This window comes from Streptomyces sp. MA5143a (genome assembly GCF_900290235.1).
Lineage (GTDB): Bacteria > Actinomycetota > Actinomycetes > Streptomycetales > Streptomycetaceae > Streptomyces.
The window spans coordinates 226,232-247,080 of the sequence record NZ_OLMK01000009.1; the positions used below are offsets into that span (position 1 = coordinate 226,232).

Sequence of the window (20,849 nt, forward strand, 5' to 3'; positions counted from 1 at the left end):
GACCCAGATGCTTCGCCGGGTGAAGATGGACTTGACCCGCTCTGCGATGAAGAACACGGACGTCCGGACTTGAGGTGATCATCCGACCCTTGGAGACTGATGCTCAGCCAGGGGTGAGGAGCAGCGGATGAGTTACGCCGATCAGGAATGGGCCATGGCCCAGGCGTCGATCCAACACCAGCAGCACATCGATCAGGGCATGGAGATCGCCTACGGCTCTCTGGCGTACCAGAACCCCGAGTATCCCTCCGACGGCTTCCACTCCTGGGTGGAGAGGCCCGAGCCTCCGTGTCCCATCGGCCATGGTCCCTTCACCACGCAGGAGCTGAACCGGCGCGATCGTGTGGAGCTGGACACCAGGCGGGACCGGGCGCTCCTCGGCGAGCAGGACGACGCGTACGAATACCTGCTGGAGAGCTTGTCCACGGACCAGCGGGACGCCTTGCTCGTCCTCGCCCGGAACACCCCCAAGCAGGGCCTGAGCCAGCTCGTCGGGGCTCTCCACAAGGAGTGGAAGCGGGGTTCGAGCCGTCGCTCCGAGCCCGAACGCCCCTGACCTACTTCCAGAACACCTCGATCCGGTCCGGGTTCCAGACGTTGAAGGGCCGGGGCGCGGGGTGGATCAGGATCTCCTCGATCAGGCCCCCGTACACCGCCTGCTTGCGGGGCACCGAGTAGTCCTCCCGCGCCTCCCGCAGGTCCGTCACGTCGACCTCCAGGACGTTGGCCGTCACGGACAGCTCCGCCAACTCCCGCTGGAGCTTGGCGATCCGGCCCTTGTTGCGCTGGATGGAGGCGGTGATCTCCCGGACCGGGCGGTCGCCCATGCCCAGCTCCTCGTCCAGCTCGGCGTTGCGGGCCTCCAGCCGCTTGAGCTTGTCCTCCAGAGCCGGCCGGAGGTCGTCGGGGTTCTCGCCGACCTCAACCTCCACCTGTTCGAGCTGGGCGAAGAGAAGCCGCTCCATGGCCTTCTCCAGGTCCGGGATCTGAATCGTCCGGCCCCCGCAACCTCCCCCGTCCTTCTTGCACGTATAGATGGGCATCTTCTTGTCCCCGCGCTGGCCCGTGCTCATCTTGTGGTGCTGCTTCCCCTTCTCCTTGCAGGAGCAGGGCTCGCCCACAACGTGCGGGACCTTGCCAGTGCACTTGACCAGGCCGGAGAGCGGGTACTTCAGGGCCGGGGTGTCCCGTTCTCCGTACTGCGCCTTGAACTCCTCGGAGCGCTCGGCGAGTAGGGCCCTCTTGTTGCTGTCCTCGGGCTCAATGATCTTCGGCCAGACGGCCGTCCCCATGATCTCGCCCTTGTGCTCCTTGCGGCCGGAGATGCGGCCGGACGTGAGCAGGAACTTCATCGCCTGGTAGGACCAGGCCCCGCCGGTGGAGATCTTGATCCCCTTCTGGTTGGCCTCGGCCACGAGGCTGCCGATCTTCTCTCCCAACACCACCCGGGCCGCCCAGTCCTTGATGTACGCGGCCTCGGTCTCGTTCTTGCGCCCCTCGACGATCTTTCGGCGAGGGCCCGTGCCGTCGTAAATGCGGGCGTAGCGGAAGGGCCGGTGGCCGGAGTTGTGGATCTTCCCTGCCGCCACCAGCTCCTGGACCTTGCTCAGGATGCGCTTCTGGCGGTGCTCGACCTCGCGCTTGGCCACGGCTACTTGGATGCGGGCCAGCATGCGGCCGTCAGGGGTCGACAGGTCGATGGTGCCGGATTGGACGGTCCGGAAGTTCCACGTCCAGTTCGGGGGAGTCCAGGAGGTCCATCAGGGCCTCCAGCTCCTGGGCTGGCGGTACAGGCGGTCCGGGTGCCAGGTCACCAGGGCGTCGATGTGACCGCTCTGCATGTTGGCCAGCATCTGGTGGTAGCCCCTGCGCTTCTTCCGGCGGTCGGTCGCGGACATGTCGTTGTCGTCGTACACCTCGACGCCTGTCCAGCCGAGTCGGGCGGTGAGAGTTCGGCAGTCCTTCTCCTGGCGCTTCACGCCGAGTCCGGCGCCCTCGCGGTCGTCGGAGATGCGGATGTGGATACCGACCCTGCGGGCCCTGGCGGAGGTCTGCACGGGGTCAAGGGTGGGAGAGGAGAGTTGATCGGGTCGAAGGAAGGTATGGCAGCCCACCTCAGCCCACGTCTGAACCCCGCGGAGCGGGCGGCGTCGTCGTGCGGAAGGCGAGCCGCCCGTCCTCCGTCTCCACCACCACCCGGCTGCCGGACGGCAGACTGCTGTCGAGGAGCAGCCGGGAGAGGGGGTTGTCGACCTCCCGCTGGATCGTGCGGCGCAGCGGCCGGGCCCCGTACTCGGGCTGGTGGCCGTGGCGGGCGAGCCAGTCGACGGCCTGTTCGGTGAACTCGATGCCGATGCCCCGCGCGTGCAGCCGCTGCCGGGTCCGTTCGAGCAACAGATCGGTGATGCGGCGCAGTTGCTCCGCCGTGAGCTGCCGGAAGACGACGATCTCGTCGACGCGGTTGAGGAACTCGGGCCGGAAGTGCTCCCGCAGCGGCCTGAGGATCCGCTCGCGCCGGTCCTCCTCGGCCGCCTCGGCACCACCCGCGCCGAAGCCCAGCCCGGCCCCGCGGCGGGTGATGGCGTCCGAGCCCAGATTGCTGGTCATGACGATCACCGTGTGGGTGAAGTCGACCGTCCGGCCCTGGGCGTCGGTGAGCCGGCCGTCGTCGAGGACCTGGAGCAGGATGTTGAACACATCCGGGTGGGCCTTCTCCACCTCGTCCAGCAACAGCAGCGCGTACGGGTGCCGCCGCACGGTCTCGGTGAGCTGCCCGGCCTCCTCGTGGCCCACATAACCGGGCGGCGCGCCCACCAGCCGGCTGACCGTGTGCCGCTCCTGGTACTCGCTCATGTCGAGGCGGACCATCCGGTCCTCGCTGCCGAAGAGGGCCTCCGCCAGCGCCCGGGCCAGCTCCGTCTTGCCGACGCCGGTCGGTCCGAGGAAGAGGAAGCTGCCGATGGGCCGGTCGGGGCTCGCCAGCCCGGCGCGCGAGCGCAGCACCGCGTCGGCGACCACACCCACCGCCTCGTCCTGCCCGACGACCCGCTGGTGCAGATGCTCCGCCAGCCCGAGCAGCCGTTCCTTCTCCTCCTGGGTGAGACTGCTGACGGGGATGCCGGTCTGCCGGGACACCACCTCGGCGATGTCCTCGGCGGTGATCCCCAGGCTCTGCCCGTCGTCGGCCCGGTCGCCCTCACGGCCCTCGGCGAGCCGCTCGTTCAACTCGGCGATCCGGTCGCGCAACCGCGTCGCCTGCTCGTACTGCTCACCCGCGACCGCCTGGTCCTTGTCACGGGTCAGCTGCTCGATCTCCCGCTCCAGGGCCCGTAGATCCGTCCCCTTCGTGCGGGACCGCAGCCGCACCCGGGCGCCCGCCTGGTCCATCAGGTCGATGGCCTTGTCGGGCAGCCGCCGGTCGGTGAGATACCGGTCGGACAGGTCCACGGCCGCCGCCAGCGCCTCGTCGGTGTAGCGGACCTGGTGGTGGGCCTCGTACCGGTCGCGCAGCCCGCGCAGGATCTCCAGCGCGTCGGCGGCGGACGGCTCGCAGACCAGTACCGGCTGGAAGCGGCGGGCCAGCGCCGCGTCCTTCTCGATCCTGCGGTACTCCTCCAGCGTCGTCGCGCCCACGATGTTCAGCTCGCCGCGCGCCAGCGCCGGTTTGAGGATGTTGCCCGCGTCCATGGCGCCGCTCTCGCCGGAACCGGCACCCACGACGGTGTGCAGCTCGTCGATGAAGACGACCAGTTCCCCGGAGTGCGTCCGTATCTCGTCGACGATGGTGGTCAGCCGCTCCTCGAAGTCGCCCCGGAAGCGGGTACCGGCGACCACCCCCGACAGGTCCAGGGCGACCACCCGGCGCCCGGCCAGCACATCGGGCACGTCGCCCTCGGCGATGCGCTGCGCCAGCCCCTCCACGATCGCCGTCTTGCCGACACCCGCCTCCCCGATGAGCACGGGGTTGTTCTTGCCCCGCCGGGACAGCACCTCGACGGTCTGCTCGATCTCCTCGTCCCTGCCGATCACCGGGTCGATACGGCCCTGGCGCGCCTGCTCGGTCAGATCGCGCCCGTACTTGTCGAGGGTCGGCGTGGCCGCCCGGCGCGGCAGCTCCGACTGCGGGTACAGGGGGCGCGGCAGTCCGGGCTGGGTGCCGCTCGGCGGTGGCTCGGACGCCTCGGGCGGCAGGGACGCGGCCGACAGGCGCGCGGCGTTCAGGATGTGCCCGGCGGCCGAGTCCGGGTTGCCGGCGAGGGCGCTCAGGACGTGTTCGGGGCCGATGTATCCGGAGCCGGTGGCACGGGCCAGCTCATGGGCGTCCAGCAGGGCCCGTTTGACCGCCGGCGTCAGGGCGAGCGACGCGGGCGCCGGACCCTGGCCGGGTTTGTGCCGGGCCGGGCCCGACCGCTCGTCGATCTCCCCGGCGAGCGCGTCCGGATCGGCGCCCGCGCGGGCCACCAGACTCCGGGTCGGCTCGGCGGTGAGCGCGGCGCGTAGCAGATGCTGGGTGTCCAGGTCGCTGCTGCCGTGCTGCGCCGCGTACGCCGCCGCGTCCGCCACCAGCTGCCGGGCCTGGCCGCTCATCAGCCGCCCGATCTCGATGCGCTGGGGGCGGGGCCCGCCGAAGAAGCGTGCGAAGAACTCACTGAAGGGGTCCGGACCGTAGCCCTCGGGCCCCGGGAATCCGCTGTTCATTGGCACGCGAGTGCCCTGTCGCTGCGCGGCTACACCCTTGGGCGCCGTTGGGGTGGGGGCGCGCGGTCGGGTGCGGGTTCGTTCTGGTTGCTCGCGCAGTTCCCCGCGCCCCTGAAAAGCGACCGGGGCTGCGCCCCGTGCTTTTCTTCACCCGCTCTACCGAGCGGTCAGCACCCGGGGGCCTCCGTCCGTGATGGCCACCGTGTGTTCCACGTGGGCCGCTCGGGAGCCGTCGTCCGTGCGCAGGGTCCAGCCGTCCGGGGCCGCGTGGTAGCCGTCCTCGCCGCCGCCGGTCAGCATCGGTTCGATCGCGAGCACCAGGCCGTGCCGCAGCGGCAGCCCTCGCCCCGGTGGGCCCTCGTTCGGGACGGACGGGTCCTCGTGCATGTGGCGGCCGATGCCGTGGCCGCCGAAGCCGTCGGGGACGCCGTACCCGGCGGCACGGCACACCGAGCCGATGGCGTGGGCGATGTCGCCGACGCGGTTGCCCACGACGGCGGCCTCGATGCCGGCCTCCAGCGCCCGCTCCGCGGTCTCGATCAGCCGCAGGTCGGCCGGGCGCGGCTCGCCCACAACGAAACTGATCGCCGAGTCACCGGCCCAGCCGCCCAGGTGGGCACCGCAGTCGATGGAGACGAGGTCGCCGTCCCGGAGCCGGTAGGGCGTCGGGATGCCGTGCACGATCGCGTCGTTCACCGAGGCGCAGATCACCGCCGGGAACGGGGTCGGCGCGAACGAGGGCCGGTAGCCGAGGAACGGCGACGTGGCGCCCGCCTCGCGCAGCACCCCGCGCGCCACCTCGTCCAGTTCGAGCAGGGACACTCCCACGTCGGCGGCCTTCCGCACCGCGCTGAGCGCACGCCCCACGACCTGCCCGGCCTCGTACATCGCGTCCATGGACGCGTCCGTCTTCAGTTCCACCATGCCAATTACTATACCGGTCGATATCCAATTCTAATACCGGTCATCCGGTGGGGGTCGGTATTAGAATGGGCGCATGGTGCGCACCCCTCTGACCCCTGAAGAGCGCGAACGCGGCGAGCGGCTCGGCCGGTTGCTGCGGGAGGCCCGCGGCGGTCGCAGCATGGCGGAGATCGCCGCCGGCGCGGGCATCTCCGCGGAGACGCTCCGCAAGATCGAGACCGGCCGCGCCCCCACCCCGGCCTTCTTCACGATCGCCGCCCTGGCCCGCACGCTCGGCCTCTCCATGGACGAACTCGCCGGACGCTGCACGCCGGTGGAGGCCGCGCCGCCGGCGGCGGTGGCCTGAGCCGGCGCTAGGCGGCGTCCTCCGTGCGGGCGTCCTCCGTGCGGGCGTCCTCCGTACGGGCTCCTTCGCGCGGGTGCCTGGCCGAAGCCCGTCGTCGCGTGGCCTGAATCCCTCACGCACAGCCGCCGGGCGGGCGCGCACAGCACACTGCGTCCGGTCCGAAAACTCCGCGTAGCCTTCCTGTAACACGGCTGGTGTTTTCTGGCGGACCGGGGCACTCCAGTCTGCCGGGGAGCATGCGATGGCTGTGGATCAACTCCCGGGCGAGGTTCGGGAGTTCGCGGTTTACCTGAACAAGCTGATGACGAAGCTGGACCAGGACGGCGGTTGGTGCGCCGTCTTCTGGCGGCGCGACCCGGACGGCATGCGGGCTTGCCTCGACGGCCTGGAGGTCCCGCCGTGGGACGTCGTCGAAGCGCTCATGCACGACCTGCACACCGCGTACGGTCCCGCGGCCGCCGCCCAGGAGACCGAGCGGGCCCGAATCCTGCACGGCGCCTCGCTCGCCGCGTACGACGCCCGGCCCGGCGCCCGGGACGCCCTCGGTGACCGGTTCGACGTCATGCTCCGCGAGCAGCGCTACGCCGCCGAGCGCATCGCCGAACTCAACCGCCGCCTCCGTACCGCCACCACCCGGGAGGAGGCCGAGTCCCTCCGCCTCGACCTGGCCTGGGCCCACGACGACCACGAACGGGCCACCGCCCGCTGTGCCGAACTGCGCACCCGGATGGAGAACCTCGACCGTCGCGCCCCGCACCTGCCTGTGCGGGGCGCGACGGGCTTCCCGGACGGCGCCAGTGACTTCTCCCGGGCGCCGGACGCGGAAGGGCGCGGGCCGGAGGCGGCGACACAGGGCGGTCACACCGGCCGTACATACCCGGGGCCGGAGGGCGACGCCCACACGGTCGGCCGCGAGGCCCAGGTCCAGGCCCAGAGCCATGAGGTCGCGTACGACGCCCGGACCGTCCACGCGGGCGTGCGCGACGTGCAGACGGTCCACGCGGGCGCGTACGACGCCCGCCCCGCCCACCCGGTCGCGCACGACCCCCGAGCCCCCGCGCCCGAAGCCGCCGCACCGGAGGCCGAGGCCGTGACGTCCAAGAAGCGGGCCAAGCGGCGTCCCCGGGGTGGGGCCCGCTTCGCCGGTGCCGTGGAGGTGGAGGAGACGCCCGTCGTCGCGCCCGAGAGCGCGCCCGCGCAGGCGGCCGCGCCCCAGGCGCGTGCCCGCCGGGGCGCTCGGTACGCCGGGGTCGCCGAGGACACCGTGCCGCCGCAGCGGACGGACCGGCCGACCCGGCAGGCCCTCGACGACGAGGCGCGGCGGGAGGTCGCCGGGACCGTCGAGCGGCTGCTGCGGCTGCGCAAGGAGGGGCGCAGCGGGGAGGCGCACGCCCTGCTCGTGGAGATCGCACACTGGCCCGCCGCCCGTTTCCCGCTGCTCGCGGCTGACATGCACCGGGCAGGACTGGGCGCCGACTGGGCGACCCTGCTGTGGGAGGCCGCCTCGCTGCCCATGGACCGGCTGGTCGCCGTCGTCGACGCCCTGAACGCCGTGGGGCGCGGCACCGACGGGGAGCAGATGCTGCGGCAGGGCGTCGCACGGCCGGCCGAGGAGATCGGCGAGGCGGTGCTCGGCCTCACCGAGGAGGGGCGCGAGCGGCAGGCGCGTGCGCTGCTCGACGCGTATGTACGCACGCGTACGCCCGAGGAGGCGGCGCGCGTCGCGGAGACGCACCCGCAGCGGCTGGCCCGTATGGTCGTGGAAGCGGCCCGTGCCGTGTCGGAGGACCGCCACCGGGACGTGGCGCACGCCCTGCGCGTCGCCGGACTCGCCTGACGGCCCACCGGGAGCCGCGACCGGCCCTCCGTACGCGGACGCGCAGGCGCGCGGAGGCGATCACCCACTGGAGTGCGAAACGTGATCGACTCGGCCGGTTAACGGCGATGGTCTTGCCCAGCCCGTCGGCGAGGCTTACTTTCAAGCCTCTACGGCCTGTTTCTACGGGCGTAGAGGCTCTCTGACTTCCCGGTCGAAGGAGCAGCTGACATGGCCAACGTCGTACGCGCCGCCCTCGTCCAGGCGACCTGGACCGGCGACACGGAATCCATGGTCGCCAAGCACGTCGAGCACGCCCGTGAGGCGGCCCGGCAGGGCGCCAAGGTGATCGGCTTCCAGGAGGTCTTCAACGCGCCGTACTTCTGCCAGGTGCAGGAGCCGGAGCACTACGCCTGGGCGGAACCCGTGCCCGACGGCCCGACCGTCACACGGATGCGGGAGCTGGCCCGCGAGACCGGCATGGTGATCGTCGTCCCGGTCTTCGAGGTCGAGCAGTCCGGCTTCTACTACAACACCGCCGCCGTGATCGACTCCGACGGCACCTACCTCGGCAAGTACCGCAAGCACCACATCCCCCAGGTCAAGGGCTTCTGGGAGAAGTACTACTTCAAGCCCGGCAATCTCGGCTGGCCGGTCTTCGACACCGCCGTCGGCAAGGTCGGCGTCTACATCTGCTACGACCGCCACTTCCCGGAGGGCTGGCGCCAGCTCGGCCTGAACGGCGCCCAGCTCGTCTACAACCCCTCCGCCACGCACCGGGGCCTCTCCTCCCACCTCTGGCAACTCGAACAGCCCGCCGCGGCCGTCGCCAACGAGTACTTCGTCGCCGCGATCAACCGCGTCGGCGTGGAGGAGTACGGCGACAACGACTTCTACGGCACCTCGTACTTCGTCGACCCGCGCGGCCGCTTCGTCGGCGACACCGCGAGCGACCAGGACGAGGAACTCGTCGTACGGGACCTCGACTTCGACCTGATCGAGCACGTACGCACGCAGTGGGCGTTCTACCGGGACCGCAGGCCGGACGCGTACGAAGGACTCGTACAGCCCTGACGCGGGCACGTACAGCCCTGACACGCCCCACCCGTACCGCAGTGAAAGGAGTGGTGCAGCCGTGACCGACGAACTGCTCGGCCGTCACAAGGCCGTGCTGCCCGACTGGCTCGCGCTCTACTACGCGGACCCGCTGGAGATCACGCACGGTGAGGGCCGTCATGTGTGGGACGCCGCCGGGAACAAGTACCTCGACTTCTTCGGCGGCATCCTCACCACGATGACGGCGCACGCCCTGCCCGAGGTCACCAAGGCGGTGAGCGAGCAGGCCGGGCGGATCATCCACTCCTCCACGCTCTACCTCAACCGGCCCATGGTCGAGCTGGCCGAGCGCATCGCCCAGATGTCCGGCATCCCCGACGCCCGGGTCTTCTTCACCACCTCCGGCACCGAGGCCAACGACACCGCGCTGCTGCTGGCGACGACCTACCGGCAGAGCAACCAGATCCTCGCGATGCGCAACAGCTACCACGGCCGCTCCTTCAGCGCGGTCGGCATCACCGGCAACAAGGGCTGGTCACCGACGTCGCTGTCCCCGCTCCAGACGCTGTACGTGCACGGGGGCGTCCGCACCCGGGGCCCCTACGCCGACCTGAGCGACTCCGACTTCATCGCGGCCTGTGTCGCCGATCTGGAGGACCTCCTCGGCCATGTCCGGCCGCCCGCCGCGCTGATCGCCGAGCCGATCCAGGGCGTCGGTGGCTTCACCTCACCGCCGGACGGCCTGTACGCGGCGTTCCGCGAGGTGCTCCAGCGGCACGGCGTGCTGTGGATCGCCGACGAGGTGCAGACCGGCTGGGGCCGCACCGGCGACAACTTCTGGGGCTGGCAGGCACACGGGCAGAACGGGCCGCCCGACATCCTGACCTTCGCCAAGGGCATCGGCAACGGCATGTCCATCGGCGGGGTCGTCGCCCGCTCCGAGGTCATGAACTGCCTCGACAGCAACTCCATCTCCACCTTCGGCGGCACCCAGATCACCATGGCCGCCGGCCTCGCCAACCTCAACTACCTCGTCGAGCACGACCTCCAGGGCAACGCGCGCCGCGTCGGCGGGCTGCTCATCGAGCGGCTCCGGGCGATCACGGCGCAGATCCCCGAGGTGAAGGAGGTCCGCGGCCGGGGTCTGATGATCGGTGTCGAGCTGGTCAAGCCGGGCACCGAGGAGGCCAACCCGGACGCGGCCGCCGCCGTCCTCGAAGCCGCCCGCCGGGAGGGCCTGCTCATCGGCAAGGGCGGCGGCCACAACACCAGCGCCCTGCGCATCGCGCCCCCGCTCTCCCTCACCGTCGCCGAGGCGGAGGAGGGCGCCGACGCCCTCGAACGTGCTCTGAGGAGCATTCGGTAGCACCACCGGAGCAGATCTGAGGAACGCCCCATGACCACCGCCCTGGAACCCGCCCTGTCGGTACGCCAGGTCCTCACCCTGGACCGGGTCCTCGCCGGAGAGCCCGAGGTGGTGGCCGGGGCCGGCCAGCTCGACCGGCCCGTGCGCTGGGTGCATGTGGCCGAGGCCCCCGACGTGGGCGTCATGCTCAGCGGGGGCGAGATGGTCCTCACCACCGGGGTCCTCCTCGCCGGCGACGAGGAGGCGCAGGCCGAGTACATCCGCTCCCTGCACCGGGCGGAGGCCGCGGCGGTCGTCCTCGGCCTCGGCCGCGCCTTCCCCACGCCGCCCGACGTGATGCGCCGGGCGGCGGAGCGCTGCGGACTGCCCATGGTGGTGCTGCACCGGCCGTTCCCCTTCGCCGAGCTGACGGAGGAGGTCCAGTCCCGGCTCGTCCGGCGGAAGTTCGCGGCGGTGAGCCTCTCCGAGTCCGTACGGACCGCGCTGACCGGCCTCATCACGGCCGGCGCCCCGCTGCAACGGCTGCTCGACGAGATCGCCCAGCACGCGGGCTGCCCGCTCGTCGTCACCAACCTCGCCCACCGCGTCCTCGCCACGGCGGGGGAGCGGCCCGCCGTCGACGACGTACTGCGCGACTGGGAACGCATCTCACGGCAGGCGGGCGGCACCGAGGGCGACGGCTGGATCCGCGCCGAACTCGGCGGACGCGGCGAGCGCTGGGGCCGGATCGTGCTGTGCGGCTACCGCGGCGACACCGCCACCGGGCGGCTCCTCGCCGACCGGGCCGCCGAGGCCCTCGTCCTGCACCGCATGCTCGGCGGCACCGCGCACAGCTGGGAGGAGCAGTCCGCGCAGAGCCTGCTGACCGACCTGGTCTCCGGTGTCGTACCGGCCCGGCAACTGCTGCCCAGGGCACGGGCGGCCGGGCTGCCCGTCAACCGCCGGACGTTCGTGCCGCTCGTCGTGCGCGACGGCGACCCGGCCGGGCTCGACCGGGTGCTGCGGATGCTGGGGCTCCCCGGCCTCGTCGCCGAACTCGCCGAGGGAGCGACGGCCGTCCTGCTGAGCCTCGCCCGGGACCAGGACGCGCAGGCACTCACCGCGCACTTCGCGACCAGGCTGCGCTCGGAGTCCGGGGTGCGCCGGACGGTCGTGGCGGCGGCCGAGCCGCGCATCACCTGGGAGGAGGTCCCGGCGGGCCTGCGCGAGGCGAGGCACGTGGCCGACGCCGTCGCCCAGTCGGCGACCGGGCTCGACCTGCCCGCCGTCGTACGGCTGCGCGACGTCCATCTGCGGGGCCTGATCCGGCTGCTGAGGGACGACCCGCACGTCCAGGCCTTCGCCGAGCGGGAGCTGGACGGGCTGCTGTGCGGCGACCGCCACGCCGAGCAGGATCTGCTGCCGGTCCTGCGGACCTATCTCGCCACCGGCCGCAACAAGTCCCACACCGCCCAGCTGCACCACGTCAGCCGGCCCGCCCTGTACCGCCGTCTCGAAGCCATAGAGGCCCGCCTCGGCGTCGACCTCGACGACTTCGAGCAGGCCGCGTCCGTGCACATCGCCCTCCTCGCACACGACGCGCAACAGGGCTGAAACATGCCGGGACCTGGGAAAACGGCGGTGAAACATGCGTCCACGAAGAGGTGACACGGTGGAACGCCAAGCGGCTCCAGACGTGACACCGTGCAACTCAAACCCGACCCCCGGGCTTCCTAGTCTCGCTTCACACCGAGTGACCGGAGGTCCCGATGAGCAGAGTCATCCGCGCAGCCATCTTCCAGACGGCCTGGACCGGCGACAAGGAATCGATGATCCAGGTCCACGAGCAGGCGGCCCGCGACGCGGCGGCACAGGGCGCCCAGGTCATGTGCTTCCAGGAACTGTTCTACGGCCCCTACTTCTGCCAGGTCCAGGACAAGGCGTTCTACGAGTACGCGGAGGCGATCCCCGACGGCCCGATCGTCAAGCGCTTCCAGGCGCTCGCCAAGGAACTGAACCTCGTCCTGGTGCTGCCGATGTACGAGGAGGAGCAGCCGGGCGTCCTCTACAACACGGCCGCCGTGATCGACGCGGACGGCAAGTACCTCGGCAAGTACCGCAAGCACCACATCCCGCAGGTGCCCGGCTTCTGGGAGAAGTTCTACTTCCGCCCCGGCAACGCCGGCTGGCCCGTCTTCGACACGGCGGTCGGAAAGATCGGCGTCTACATCTGCTACGACCGTCACTTCCCGGAGGGCTGGCGGGCGTTGGGCCTCGGCGGAGCGGAGATCGTCTTCAACCCGTCGGCGACCTCGCGCGGTCTGTCCCGCTACCTCTGGCAGCTGGAGCAGCCGGCGTCGGCCGTCGCCAACGAGTACTTCATCGGCGCGATCAACCGGGTCGGCGTCGAGGACCTCGGCGACAACGACTTCTACGGCACGTCCTACTTCGTCGACCCGGAGGCCCAGTTCGTCGGCGAGGTGGCGAGCGACAAGGAGACGGAACTGGTCGTCCGCGACCTCGACCTCGCCAAGCTCCGCGAGGTCCGCGACCGCTGGCAGTTCTTCCGCGACCGCCGCCCGGACGCGTACGAGCCCCTGACGGCACCGTAGCGAAGCCTCCCCGCGCCCCCGGGGCCCCGCAGGGGCCCTCCAGGGGCGCGGGGAACTGCGCGACCAGCCACAGACGACCGGCACTGTCCCGACAACCGAACGGAGCGTGACCGAATGAGCGGCCGTACAGTCATCCGCGGCGGTCTCGTCATCACAGCCTCGGATGAGATCCACGCCGATGTCCTGATCGAGGACGGCCGCGTCGCCGCCCTCGCCGCCAGCGGGAGTTCGGCCGCCCAAGGGTGGCAGGGCGACCGCACCATCGACGCCACCGGCAAGTACGTCATCCCGGGCGGCGTCGACGCCCACACCCACATGGAGCTGCCCTTCGGCGGCACCTTCGCCTCCGACACCTTCGAGACGGGCACCCGCGCCGCCGCCTGGGGCGGGACCACCACCATCGTCGACTTCGCGGTGCAGAGCGTGGGCCACACCCTCCGCGAGGGCCTCGACGCCTGGCACGCGAAGGCGGAGGGCAACTGCGCCATCGACTACGGCTTCCACATGATCGTCTCCGATGTGAACCAGGAGACGCTCAAGGAGATGGACCTGCTGGTGGAGGAGGGCGTCACCTCCTTCAAGCAGTTCATGGCCTACCCGGGCGTCTTCTACAGCGACGACGGCCAGATCCTGCGCGCCATGCAGCGCTCCGCCGACAACGGCGGCCTGATCATGATGCACGCGGAGAACGGCATCGCCATCGACGTCCTGGTCGAGCAGGCGCTGGCGCGCGGCGAGACCGACCCCCGCTACCACGGCGAGGTCCGCAAGGCGCTCCTCGAAGCGGAGGCCACCCACCGGGCCATCAGGCTCGCCCAGGTCGCCGGCGCGCCCCTGTACGTCGTGCACGTCTCGGCGATGGAGGCGGTCGCCGAGCTGGCCAGGGCACGCGACGAAGGGCTCAACGTCTTCGGCGAGACCTGCCCGCAGTATCTGTTCCTGTCCACGGACAACCTCGCCGAGCCGGACTTCGAGGGCGCCAAGTACGTGTGCTCCACCCCGCTCCGGCCCAGGGAGCACCAGGCCAAGCTGTGGCAGGGCCTGCGCACCAACGACCTCCAGGTCGTCTCCACCGACCACTGCCCGTTCTGCTTCGTCGGGCAGAAGGAACTCGGCCGCGGCGACTTCTCCAGGATCCCCAACGGTCTGCCGGGCGTCGAGAACCGGATGGACCTGCTGCACCAGGCCGTCGTCGACGGGCACATCTCGCGCCGCCGCTGGATCGAGATCGCCTGCGCGACCCCGGCCCGTATGTTCGGCATGTACCCCAAGAAGGGCACGATCGCGCCTGGAGCCGACGCGGACATCGTCATCTACGACCCGCACGCCGAGCAGGTCATGTCCGCCGAGACCCACCACATGAACGTCGACTACTCGGCGTACGAGGGCAAGCGCACCACCGGCCGGGTCGAGACGGTCCTCTCGCGCGGCGAACTCGTCATCAGCGAGCGGGAGTACACCGGTCACGCCGGGCACGGCGTCTACACCCCCCGCTCCACCTGTCAGTACCTCACCTAGGAGCGGAGCAGATGGACTTCGGACTCGTCCTGCAGACCGACCCGCCGGCCTCGCGTGTCATCGAGCTGATGAAGCGCGCCGAGGACAACGGCTTCACCTACGGCTGGACCTTCGACTCCGCCGTGCTGTGGCAGGAGCCGTTCGTCATCTACAGCCAGATCCTGTCCCGGACCACGAAACTGAAGGTCGGCCCGATGGTCACCAACCCGGGCACCCGCACCTGGGAGGTGACCGCCTCCACCTTCGCCACGCTGAACGACATGTTCGGCAACCGCACCGTCTGCGGCATCGGCCGCGGCGACTCCGCGATGCGCGTCGCGGGCCGCAAGCCCAACACCCTGGCCCGGATCAGCGAAGCCATGAAGGTCATCCGTTCGCTGGGCAGCGGGGGAGAGGCCGACCTCGGTGGCACGGTCATCCGCTTCCCCTGGATCAAGGAGGACGCCGAACTCCCGGTCTGGATGGCCGCGTACGGCCCCAAGGCCCTGAAGATGACGGGGGAGGAGGCCGACGGCTTCATCCTCCAGCTCTCCGACCTGTACCTCACCGAGTACATGGTCAAGGCGGTCAAGGACGCGGCCGTCGCCGTCGGGCGCGACCCGTCCGAGGTGAGGATCTGCGTGGCCGCCCCCGCGTACATCACCGAGGACGACTCCCCGGAGGCGCTCGCCCACGCCCGTGAGCAGTGCCGCTGGTTCGGCGGCATGGTCGGCAACCACGTCGCCGACCTGGTCTCCAAGTACGGCGAGCACTCCGCGGCCGTACCGGAGGAACTCACGGACTACATCAAGGCCCGCGAGGGGTACGACTACTCCCACCACGGACGGGCCGACAACCCCGACACGGCGTTCGTCCCCGACGAGATCGTCGACCGGTTCTGTGTCATCGGCACCCCCGAGACGCACATCGCGAAGCTGAACGCGCTGCGGGACCTGGGCGTCGACCAGTTCGCCGTGTACGACATGCACGACGCGCAGGAGCGGGTGATCGACGTGTACGGCTCCACGGTCATCCCCGCGATCACCGGCTGACCAGGGATTCCTTCCCGGGCCGGCTCCTGTCACAATCCGGAACGCTCCACTCCATCACGACCCCCCACACCTTGACTCCCTCCCCGCTCCCCCGGGGAGGGCCCAAGGCCCGCACGGCCTTTCTCTCCCGTCCCGCCTCCTTGATTGGCCTGCCCATGACCGAAACAGTTCCCCCGGGGTCGCCGATGGCCCAGTCCGTCGACTCGTCCGGCCGGATAGAACTGGCCCCCGGGGCCTTCCCCGCCGACAGTCCCTTCGCCAACGAGGACCTGCGTCCCGTACCCGTCTCCGAACGCAAGTGGACGACGTACAACTTCGCGGCGCTGTGGATCTCCATGGCCCACTGCATCCCCAGCTGGACCCTGGCCTCCGGTCTGGTCGCCCTCGGCATGGACTGGAAGCAGGCCGTCTTCACCATCGCCCTGGCCAACGTCATCGTGCTGCTGCCGATGCTGGCCACCGGGCACGCCGGCCCCAAGTACGGCATCCCGTTCCCGGTGCTCGCCCGCGCCTCGTTCGGTCTGCGCGGGGCGAACATACCGGCCATGATCCGTGCGGCCGTGGCCTGCGGCTGGTTCGGCATCCAGACCTGGATCGGCGGCAGCGGCATCTTCGCCCTCGGCTCCAAGCTCACCGGCGGCCAGTGGGAGACCGCGGGGAAGATCGCCGGCAACCCCTGGCCGCTGTGGCTCTGCTTCATCCTCTTCTGGGCGTTGCAGATCGCGATCATCTACCGGGGCATGGACTTCCTGCGGCACTTCGAGAACTGGGCCGCGCCCTTCGTGATCGTCGGCGCCTTCGTGCTGCTGATCTGGATCGCGGTCAAGGCGGACGGGTTCGGTGCGCTGCTGGACCAGCCGTCCAGGCTGGGCTGGGGTGCCGACTTCTGGCCGGTCTTCTTCCCCTCGCTCATGGGCATGATCGGCTTCTGGGCCACCCTCTCGCTGAACATTCCCGACTTCACCCGCTTCGGTGCCAGCCAGAAGGCGCAGACCTGGGGACAGTCCCTCGGGCTGCCGACGACGATGACGCTCTTCGCGATCCTGGCCGTCCTCGTCACCTCCGGCTCCGAGGCCGTCTACGGCGAGGCCATCTGGGACCCGGTCACCCTCGCGGCCAAGGCCGACAGCACCTTCGGTCTGCTCTTCGCCCTGATCACCGTGCTGATCGCGACGATCTCCGTGAACATCGCGGCGAACGTGGTGTCACCGGCGTACGACCTCGCGAACCTCGCACCGAAGCTCATCAACTTCCGTACGGGCGCCCTGATCACCGGCGTCCTCGGCATCCTGATCTTCCCGTGGAAGCTCATCTCCACGCCCGAGTTCTACATCTTCACGTGGCTCGGCGTGGTCGGCGGACTGCTCGGCACGGTCGCGGGCATCCTCATCGCCGACTACTGGATCATCCGCCGCACGGTCCTGCACCTCGCGGACCTGTACACGGAGGGCGGCCGCTACTGGTACTCCGCCGGCTGGAACTGGCGGGCCATCGCCGCGTTCCTGGTGGGCGGTGTCCTCGCGGTCGGCGGGTCCTACTCGACCGTGAACGCGGAGGGGGTCTCCTCGGGGCCGTTCCCGCGGGACGGCCTCATCCCGTTCCTCAAGCCGCTCGCCGACTACGGCTGGGCGGTGGGCCTCGCCGCCTCGATACTGGTGTACGTGGCGCTGATGGCGGGGGAGCGGGAGAAGGCGAGAGCGACCGTCTGAGCCGCCGAACCTGACCACGGAGGCGGTGCTCGCGCCGGAGACGTGCCCCTACCGGGTGCCCTCCAGCGCGGCCACCGCCTCCTTCGCCGCCTTGATGGCACCCTTGTTGATCTCCTCGGTGCCGGGCGCCTTCTGCGACTCGAAGTCGCTGCCGTTGTAGGTGACGACCACCAGGGCGTTGGCCACGCGCGCGTACACCACACCCTCGCGGGTCTGCTGCTTGTCCTCGGTGGTGAGGTTCACGACCGAGTAGGCCGCGTCACCGAGACCGGGCACCGCGCCGCCGCCGCTCTTCTGCGACATCCGCTCCTTGTAGGTGGTTTCGGCCTTCGCGTCCGTTTGGTGAATCTCGTACGAGATGTCCAACCAGCGGTAGTCGTAGCCCTTCAGGGCGTTCCAGGAGCAGGTGCGGCGCACGGACTCGTCGGTCGACGCTATTTCCTTGCCGGCCGTCTTGGCGCCCGGAACAAGGGATTTGACCGATTTCGCCGCGATGGCGCCGCAGGGCGAGGGCGCCTTCGCATACGTCTTGGTCGCGGCCGACGTGGCCGGCGCGGACTCGGAGGTGGAGATGGGCCCGGACGCGGTCTCCGGCGCGGACTCCTTCCCCGCCGGGCTCGTGTCCGACGAACCGGACGCCAACGCCCAGCCTGCCGTGGCGAGTACGGCGACCGGAAGCAGACGCACGGTGAGGGCGAGCGGCAGAGGCAGATCACGCACAGCGCACTTCTCGGGGTCGTGGCGGCGGTACCGCCGGTCGGTGGGGTACGTCAGTGTCACACGACTGCCTGTGGGGCGAAAGTGCGACCTCGCTCTGTGTATACGTGGTGACCGGCCCTCAGCGTTCAGTCGTACGGCGACTTTCCGGAGTCCCGCCTTCCGTCGGGAGCGCGTGTCAGGATCGGATCCATGATCCCGATACCCCGCCGCACCGCCTCCCGTGTGTCCCTGGCCGCCGCGCTGATCCTGGCCGTCGGCGGCTGCGGACTGGGGGAGGAGATCGACCGCGAGGTGAACCCGGACCGCGACCTCCCGTCCGCGTCGGCCTCGTCCGCGGGAACGGAACGGCCGGGAGGCGTGCGCGCCGACGAACTGCCCGAGCAACTCCCCTCGGGCCTGGACGTGCGGCCCACGGAGGTGCCGTCGCCCGACCCCACGGACACCTGCCCGTCCTCCGGGGTGCGGATGCTGCCGGGTCTCGTGGAGCCCGCGATGGGACTGCGCGCGATGACGGTGAGGCTCACCAACTGCGGCACCGAGCCGTACACCGTGAACGGCTATCCCTCGGTCCAGGTGCTCGACGAGGACCGCGAACCCGTCGACGTGCGCGTCCTGCGCGGCCCGGAGGAGATCACCACGGGTGTGCCCGACCCGGGCCCGCACGAGGTGACGCTGAAGCCGGGCGAGTCCGCGACCACCTCGCTGGTCTGGCGCAACACCGTCACCGAGGCGGACGTCCCCGCCGTCAACGCCCCCTACCTGCGCGTCGCCCCGGCGAAGGGCCGCCCCGCACAGGTACTCGCCCCCGACGGCGGCCTGGACCTGGGCACCACCGGCCGCCTCGCCACCGGCGCCTGGACGAAGGTGCGGGACTCTTAGGGGTCCTTTCACGTTTGCGTCGCGTTCGCGGCGATCAGCACCCTTGACGCATGACCCGGTGACACGGGACGCGTGGCTGGACGACCCCGAGCGGCGGGAGGCCGTTCTGGCGGCGGCCCGGTGGATCGAGTCGGAGCCGTCGCCGCTGGGCACGAGCGGGCATGTGCTGACCGTGGGGCGGCGCGCGTGATGCGGGCTGGGGACGGCCGCGTGCGATCGCGCGTTCCAGGGTGACCGGGGGCGCTGCGTACGATCGGCGGACGATCGTCGTGCTGTGAGGAGTCCTTCCGTGTTCACCACTCGACCGACGCTCCAGGGGACCTTCGGCATGGTGTCCTCCACGCACTGGCTCGCGTCGCAGTCCGCGATGGCCGTCCTGGAGGACGGTGGCAACGCCTACGACGCGGCCGTCGCCGCCGGGTTCGTGCTGCACGTCGTCGAGCCGCACCTCAACGGGCCCGCCGGGGAGGTCCCCCTCGTCCTGGCGACGGCGGACGGCGAGGTCCGGGTCCTGTGCGGACAGGGCGTGGCGCCCGCCGGGGCGACGATCGAGCACTACCGGGGACTCGGACTGGACCTCGTCCCCGGCACGGGCCCCCTGGCGGCCGCCGTGCCCGGCGCGTTCGACGCGTGGATGCTCCTGCTGCGCGACCACGGCACCAAGGACCTCGCCGACGTCCTGAAGTACGCCATCGGCTACGCGGAGGACGGGCACGCGCCCGTGGAGAACGTCGGCGCGACCGTCGAGTCGGTGCGCGACCTCTTCGAGAAGGAGTGGGTGTCGTCGGCGGAGGTCTACCTTCCCGGCGGCCGGGCGCCCCGCCCCGGCGAGCTGTTCCGCAACCCCGCCCTGGCCGCGACCTGGCGGCGGCTGATCGCCGAGGTCGAGGGGGCGGGTGACCGCGAGGCCCGCATCGAGGCGGCACGGCAGGTGTGGCGCTCGGGCTTCATCGCCGAGGCCCTGGTACGGCAGGCCGGGCGGCCCACCCTGGACACCAGCGGCGAACGGCACACCGGCACCCTCACGGCGGCCGACCTGGCCGCCTGGTCCGCCTCCTACGAGTCCCCGGCGACCTACGACTGGAACGGCTGGACCCTGTGCAAGGCCCGCCCCTGGAGCCAGGGCCCGGTACTTCTCCAGCAACTCGCCCTGCTGCCGGACGAACTGCCCGCGTACGGGTCTGCCGACTACGTGCACCTGCTGATCGAGGGCTGCAAGCTCGCCATGGCGGACCGCGAGGCCTGGTACGGCGACGCGGCGCCGGTGCCGCTGACCGAGCTGCTGTCCGACGCGTACAACGCCGAGCGGCGGGCCCTCGTCGGCGACACGGCCTCGTACGACCTGCGGCCCGGCAGCCCCGGCGGGCGCACCCCCCGACTGAGCGCCCACGCGCGCGTGGTGGCCACCGACCAACCCGGCTTCAACCCCTTGGGGGCCGGCGAGCCCACGGTCGCCAAGAGCCCCCTTTCCCCGGTGCCGGGGGAGCCCGAGGTCGGGGCGGACGGGGGCACCCGGGGCGACACCTGCCACCTGGACGTCGTCGACCGCTGGGGCAACATGGTCGCGGCCACGCCCAGCGGGGGCTGGCTCCAGTCCAACCCCGTCGTGCCCGAGCTGGGTTTCCCGCTCGGCACCCGGCTCCAGATGACGTGGCTGGACGAGGGGCTGCCGAACTCGCTCACCCCCGGCCGCCGGCCCCGCACCACGCTCACCCCCTCGCTGGCGCTGCGCGACGGGGTGCCCGTGATGGCGTTCGGGACGCCCGGCGGAGACCAGCAGGACCAGTGGCAGCTCCACTTCTTCCTCGCTGTCGCCCTGCGCCCACCGGTCCGGGGCGGCCTGGACCTCCAGGGCGCCATCGACGCCCCGAACTGGCACAACGACGGCTTCCCCGGCTCCTTCTTCCCGCGTGGCATGCGCCCCGGCAGCGTCACGGTCGAGTCCCGCATGCCCTCGGAGGTCGTGGCGGAACTCCGCCGCCGCGGCCATGACGTCACCGTCGGCGAACCCTGGTCCGAGGGCCGCCTCTGCGCGGTCGCGCGCGACCCCGCGACCGGCGTGCTCTCGGCGGCGGCCAACCCGCGGGGCATGCAGGGGTACGCGGTCGGACGCTGAGCGGGAGCCGCCGCCCGGCCGCGGCGGACCCGCTGTTCATGGTGATTCCATGCGGAGTGCACCCTCCCGGTGGGGATTG

At 71.1% G+C, this 20,849-nt stretch carries 18 protein-coding genes; 13 read left to right on the top strand and 5 right to left on the bottom strand.

Translation table 11 applies throughout. The features are described from left to right. Positions 1-127: 127 nt before the first annotated feature. On the top strand, positions 128-556 hold the full coding sequence (locus tag SMA5143A_RS03515; protein ID WP_107461369.1) for a hypothetical protein: 429 nt from the start codon (positions 128-130) through the stop codon (positions 554-556). A 1-nt stretch (position 557) separates the two neighbouring features. Here the strand turns inward: SMA5143A_RS03515 and SMA5143A_RS03520 are convergent, their stop codons facing one another. The 4 genes from SMA5143A_RS03520 to map all read right to left on the bottom strand — a co-directional run bounded on the left by SMA5143A_RS03520 (position 558) and on the right by map (position 5,622). Next, positions 558-1,649, bottom strand: coding sequence for a recombinase family protein (locus SMA5143A_RS03520; RefSeq protein ID WP_181361702.1), 1,092 nt, complete (start codon positions 1,647-1,649; stop codon positions 558-560). 111 nt (positions 1,650-1,760) lie between these two features. Next, on the bottom strand, positions 1,761-2,057 hold the full coding sequence (locus tag SMA5143A_RS03525; protein WP_181361703.1) for a recombinase family protein: 297 nt from the start codon (positions 2,055-2,057) through the stop codon (positions 1,761-1,763). A 58-nt stretch (positions 2,058-2,115) separates the two neighbouring features. Continuing rightward, entirely contained in the window at positions 2,116-4,698 is a 2,583-nt protein-coding gene (locus SMA5143A_RS03530) for an ATP-dependent Clp protease ATP-binding subunit (RefSeq protein WP_107461372.1), read from the bottom strand. A gap of 156 nt (positions 4,699-4,854) precedes the next feature. Then, positions 4,855-5,622 carry a type I methionyl aminopeptidase gene (map, locus tag SMA5143A_RS03535; RefSeq protein ID WP_107461373.1) on the bottom strand — a complete coding sequence of 256 codons (768 nt, stop codon included), beginning with the start codon at positions 5,620-5,622 and terminating at the stop codon, positions 4,855-4,857. A 73-nt stretch (positions 5,623-5,695) separates the two neighbouring features. On the opposite strand from map, the gene SMA5143A_RS03540 reads away from it, so the two are divergent. The 9 genes from SMA5143A_RS03540 to SMA5143A_RS03580 all read left to right on the top strand — a co-directional run bounded on the left by SMA5143A_RS03540 (position 5,696) and on the right by SMA5143A_RS03580 (position 17,055). Continuing rightward, positions 5,696-5,968, top strand: a complete 273-nt coding sequence (locus SMA5143A_RS03540) for a helix-turn-helix domain-containing protein (protein WP_107461374.1) — start codon at positions 5,696-5,698, stop codon at positions 5,966-5,968. A 241-nt stretch (positions 5,969-6,209) separates the two neighbouring features. Continuing rightward, positions 6,210-7,805, top strand: a complete 1,596-nt coding sequence (locus SMA5143A_RS03545) for a hypothetical protein (protein ID WP_107461375.1) — start codon at positions 6,210-6,212, stop codon at positions 7,803-7,805. A 210-nt stretch (positions 7,806-8,015) separates the two neighbouring features. Continuing rightward, a complete protein-coding gene (locus SMA5143A_RS03550; protein ID WP_099967646.1) occupies positions 8,016-8,858 on the top strand; it encodes a nitrilase-related carbon-nitrogen hydrolase in 843 nt (280 codons plus the stop codon). 61 nt (positions 8,859-8,919) lie between these two features. Further along, on the top strand, positions 8,920-10,206 hold the full coding sequence (locus SMA5143A_RS03555) for an aspartate aminotransferase family protein (RefSeq protein ID WP_107461376.1): 1,287 nt from the start codon (positions 8,920-8,922) through the stop codon (positions 10,204-10,206). Positions 10,207-10,236: 30 nt separating this feature from the next. Further along, positions 10,237-11,799 carry a PucR family transcriptional regulator gene (locus tag SMA5143A_RS03560; RefSeq protein ID WP_107461377.1) on the top strand — a complete coding sequence of 521 codons (1,563 nt, stop codon included), beginning with the start codon at positions 10,237-10,239 and terminating at the stop codon, positions 11,797-11,799. Between the two features lie 155 nt (positions 11,800-11,954). After that, on the top strand, positions 11,955-12,797 hold the full coding sequence (locus SMA5143A_RS03565) for a nitrilase-related carbon-nitrogen hydrolase (RefSeq protein WP_107461378.1): 843 nt from the start codon (positions 11,955-11,957) through the stop codon (positions 12,795-12,797). 114 nt (positions 12,798-12,911) lie between these two features. Further along, positions 12,912-14,315, top strand: a complete 1,404-nt coding sequence (hydA, locus tag SMA5143A_RS03570; RefSeq protein WP_107461379.1) for a dihydropyrimidinase — start codon at positions 12,912-12,914, stop codon at positions 14,313-14,315. An 11-nt stretch (positions 14,316-14,326) separates the two neighbouring features. Further along, complete coding sequence (locus SMA5143A_RS03575) at positions 14,327-15,346, top strand: TIGR03842 family LLM class F420-dependent oxidoreductase (RefSeq protein ID WP_107461380.1); 1,020 nt, start codon at positions 14,327-14,329, stop codon at positions 15,344-15,346. A 155-nt stretch (positions 15,347-15,501) separates the two neighbouring features. Further along, positions 15,502-17,055 (top strand): NCS1 family nucleobase:cation symporter-1, encoded by a 1,554-nt coding sequence (locus SMA5143A_RS03580; RefSeq protein WP_107461381.1) that lies wholly within the window; start codon positions 15,502-15,504, stop codon positions 17,053-17,055. 48 nt (positions 17,056-17,103) lie between these two features. On the opposite strand, the gene SMA5143A_RS03585 is transcribed toward SMA5143A_RS03580, so the two are convergent. Further along, positions 17,104-17,775: a hypothetical protein gene (locus SMA5143A_RS03585; protein WP_107461590.1), complete on the bottom strand. Its 672-nt coding sequence runs from the start codon at positions 17,773-17,775 to the stop codon at positions 17,104-17,106. Between the two features lie 189 nt (positions 17,776-17,964). Here SMA5143A_RS03585 and SMA5143A_RS03590 point away from each other — a divergent pair, with 189 nt between their 5' ends. The 3 genes from SMA5143A_RS03590 to SMA5143A_RS03600 all read left to right on the top strand — a co-directional run bounded on the left by SMA5143A_RS03590 (position 17,965) and on the right by SMA5143A_RS03600 (position 20,770). Then, positions 17,965-18,654 carry a DUF4232 domain-containing protein gene (locus SMA5143A_RS03590; protein WP_258193268.1) on the top strand — a complete coding sequence of 230 codons (690 nt, stop codon included), beginning with the start codon at positions 17,965-17,967 and terminating at the stop codon, positions 18,652-18,654. A gap of 58 nt (positions 18,655-18,712) precedes the next feature. Beyond that, positions 18,713-18,844, top strand: coding sequence for a hypothetical protein (locus SMA5143A_RS03595; protein WP_375136451.1), 132 nt, complete (start codon positions 18,713-18,715; stop codon positions 18,842-18,844). A gap of 99 nt (positions 18,845-18,943) precedes the next feature. Beyond that, positions 18,944-20,770, top strand: coding sequence for a gamma-glutamyltransferase family protein (locus SMA5143A_RS03600; protein WP_107461382.1), 1,827 nt, complete (start codon positions 18,944-18,946; stop codon positions 20,768-20,770). The last annotated feature ends 79 nt before the right edge of the window (positions 20,771-20,849 follow it).

Excerpts from the sequence above, each read along its gene's own strand:
- hydA (WP_107461379.1), top strand. The coding sequence starts at position 12,912 with ATGAGCGGCCGTACAGTCATCCGCGGCGGTCTCGTCATCACAGCCTCG.
- SMA5143A_RS03580 (WP_107461381.1), top strand. The coding sequence starts at position 15,502 with ATGACCGAAACAGTTCCCCCGGGGTCGCCGATGGCCCAGTCCGTCGAC.
- map (WP_107461373.1), bottom strand. The coding sequence starts at position 5,622 with ATGGTGGAACTGAAGACGGACGCGTCCATGGACGCGATGTACGAGGCC.
- SMA5143A_RS03540 (WP_107461374.1), top strand. The coding sequence starts at position 5,696 with ATGGTGCGCACCCCTCTGACCCCTGAAGAGCGCGAACGCGGCGAGCGG.
- SMA5143A_RS03565 (WP_107461378.1), top strand. The coding sequence starts at position 11,955 with ATGAGCAGAGTCATCCGCGCAGCCATCTTCCAGACGGCCTGGACCGGC.
- SMA5143A_RS03560 (WP_107461377.1), top strand. The coding sequence starts at position 10,237 with ATGACCACCGCCCTGGAACCCGCCCTGTCGGTACGCCAGGTCCTCACC.
- SMA5143A_RS03515 (WP_107461369.1), top strand. The coding sequence starts at position 128 with ATGAGTTACGCCGATCAGGAATGGGCCATGGCCCAGGCGTCGATCCAA.
- SMA5143A_RS03590 (WP_258193268.1), top strand. The coding sequence starts at position 17,965 with ATGATCCCGATACCCCGCCGCACCGCCTCCCGTGTGTCCCTGGCCGCC.
- SMA5143A_RS03550 (WP_099967646.1), top strand. The coding sequence starts at position 8,016 with ATGGCCAACGTCGTACGCGCCGCCCTCGTCCAGGCGACCTGGACCGGC.
- SMA5143A_RS03530 (WP_107461372.1), bottom strand. The coding sequence starts at position 4,698 with ATGAACAGCGGATTCCCGGGGCCCGAGGGCTACGGTCCGGACCCCTTC.
- SMA5143A_RS03545 (WP_107461375.1), top strand. The coding sequence starts at position 6,210 with ATGGCTGTGGATCAACTCCCGGGCGAGGTTCGGGAGTTCGCGGTTTAC.
- SMA5143A_RS03575 (WP_107461380.1), top strand. The coding sequence starts at position 14,327 with ATGGACTTCGGACTCGTCCTGCAGACCGACCCGCCGGCCTCGCGTGTC.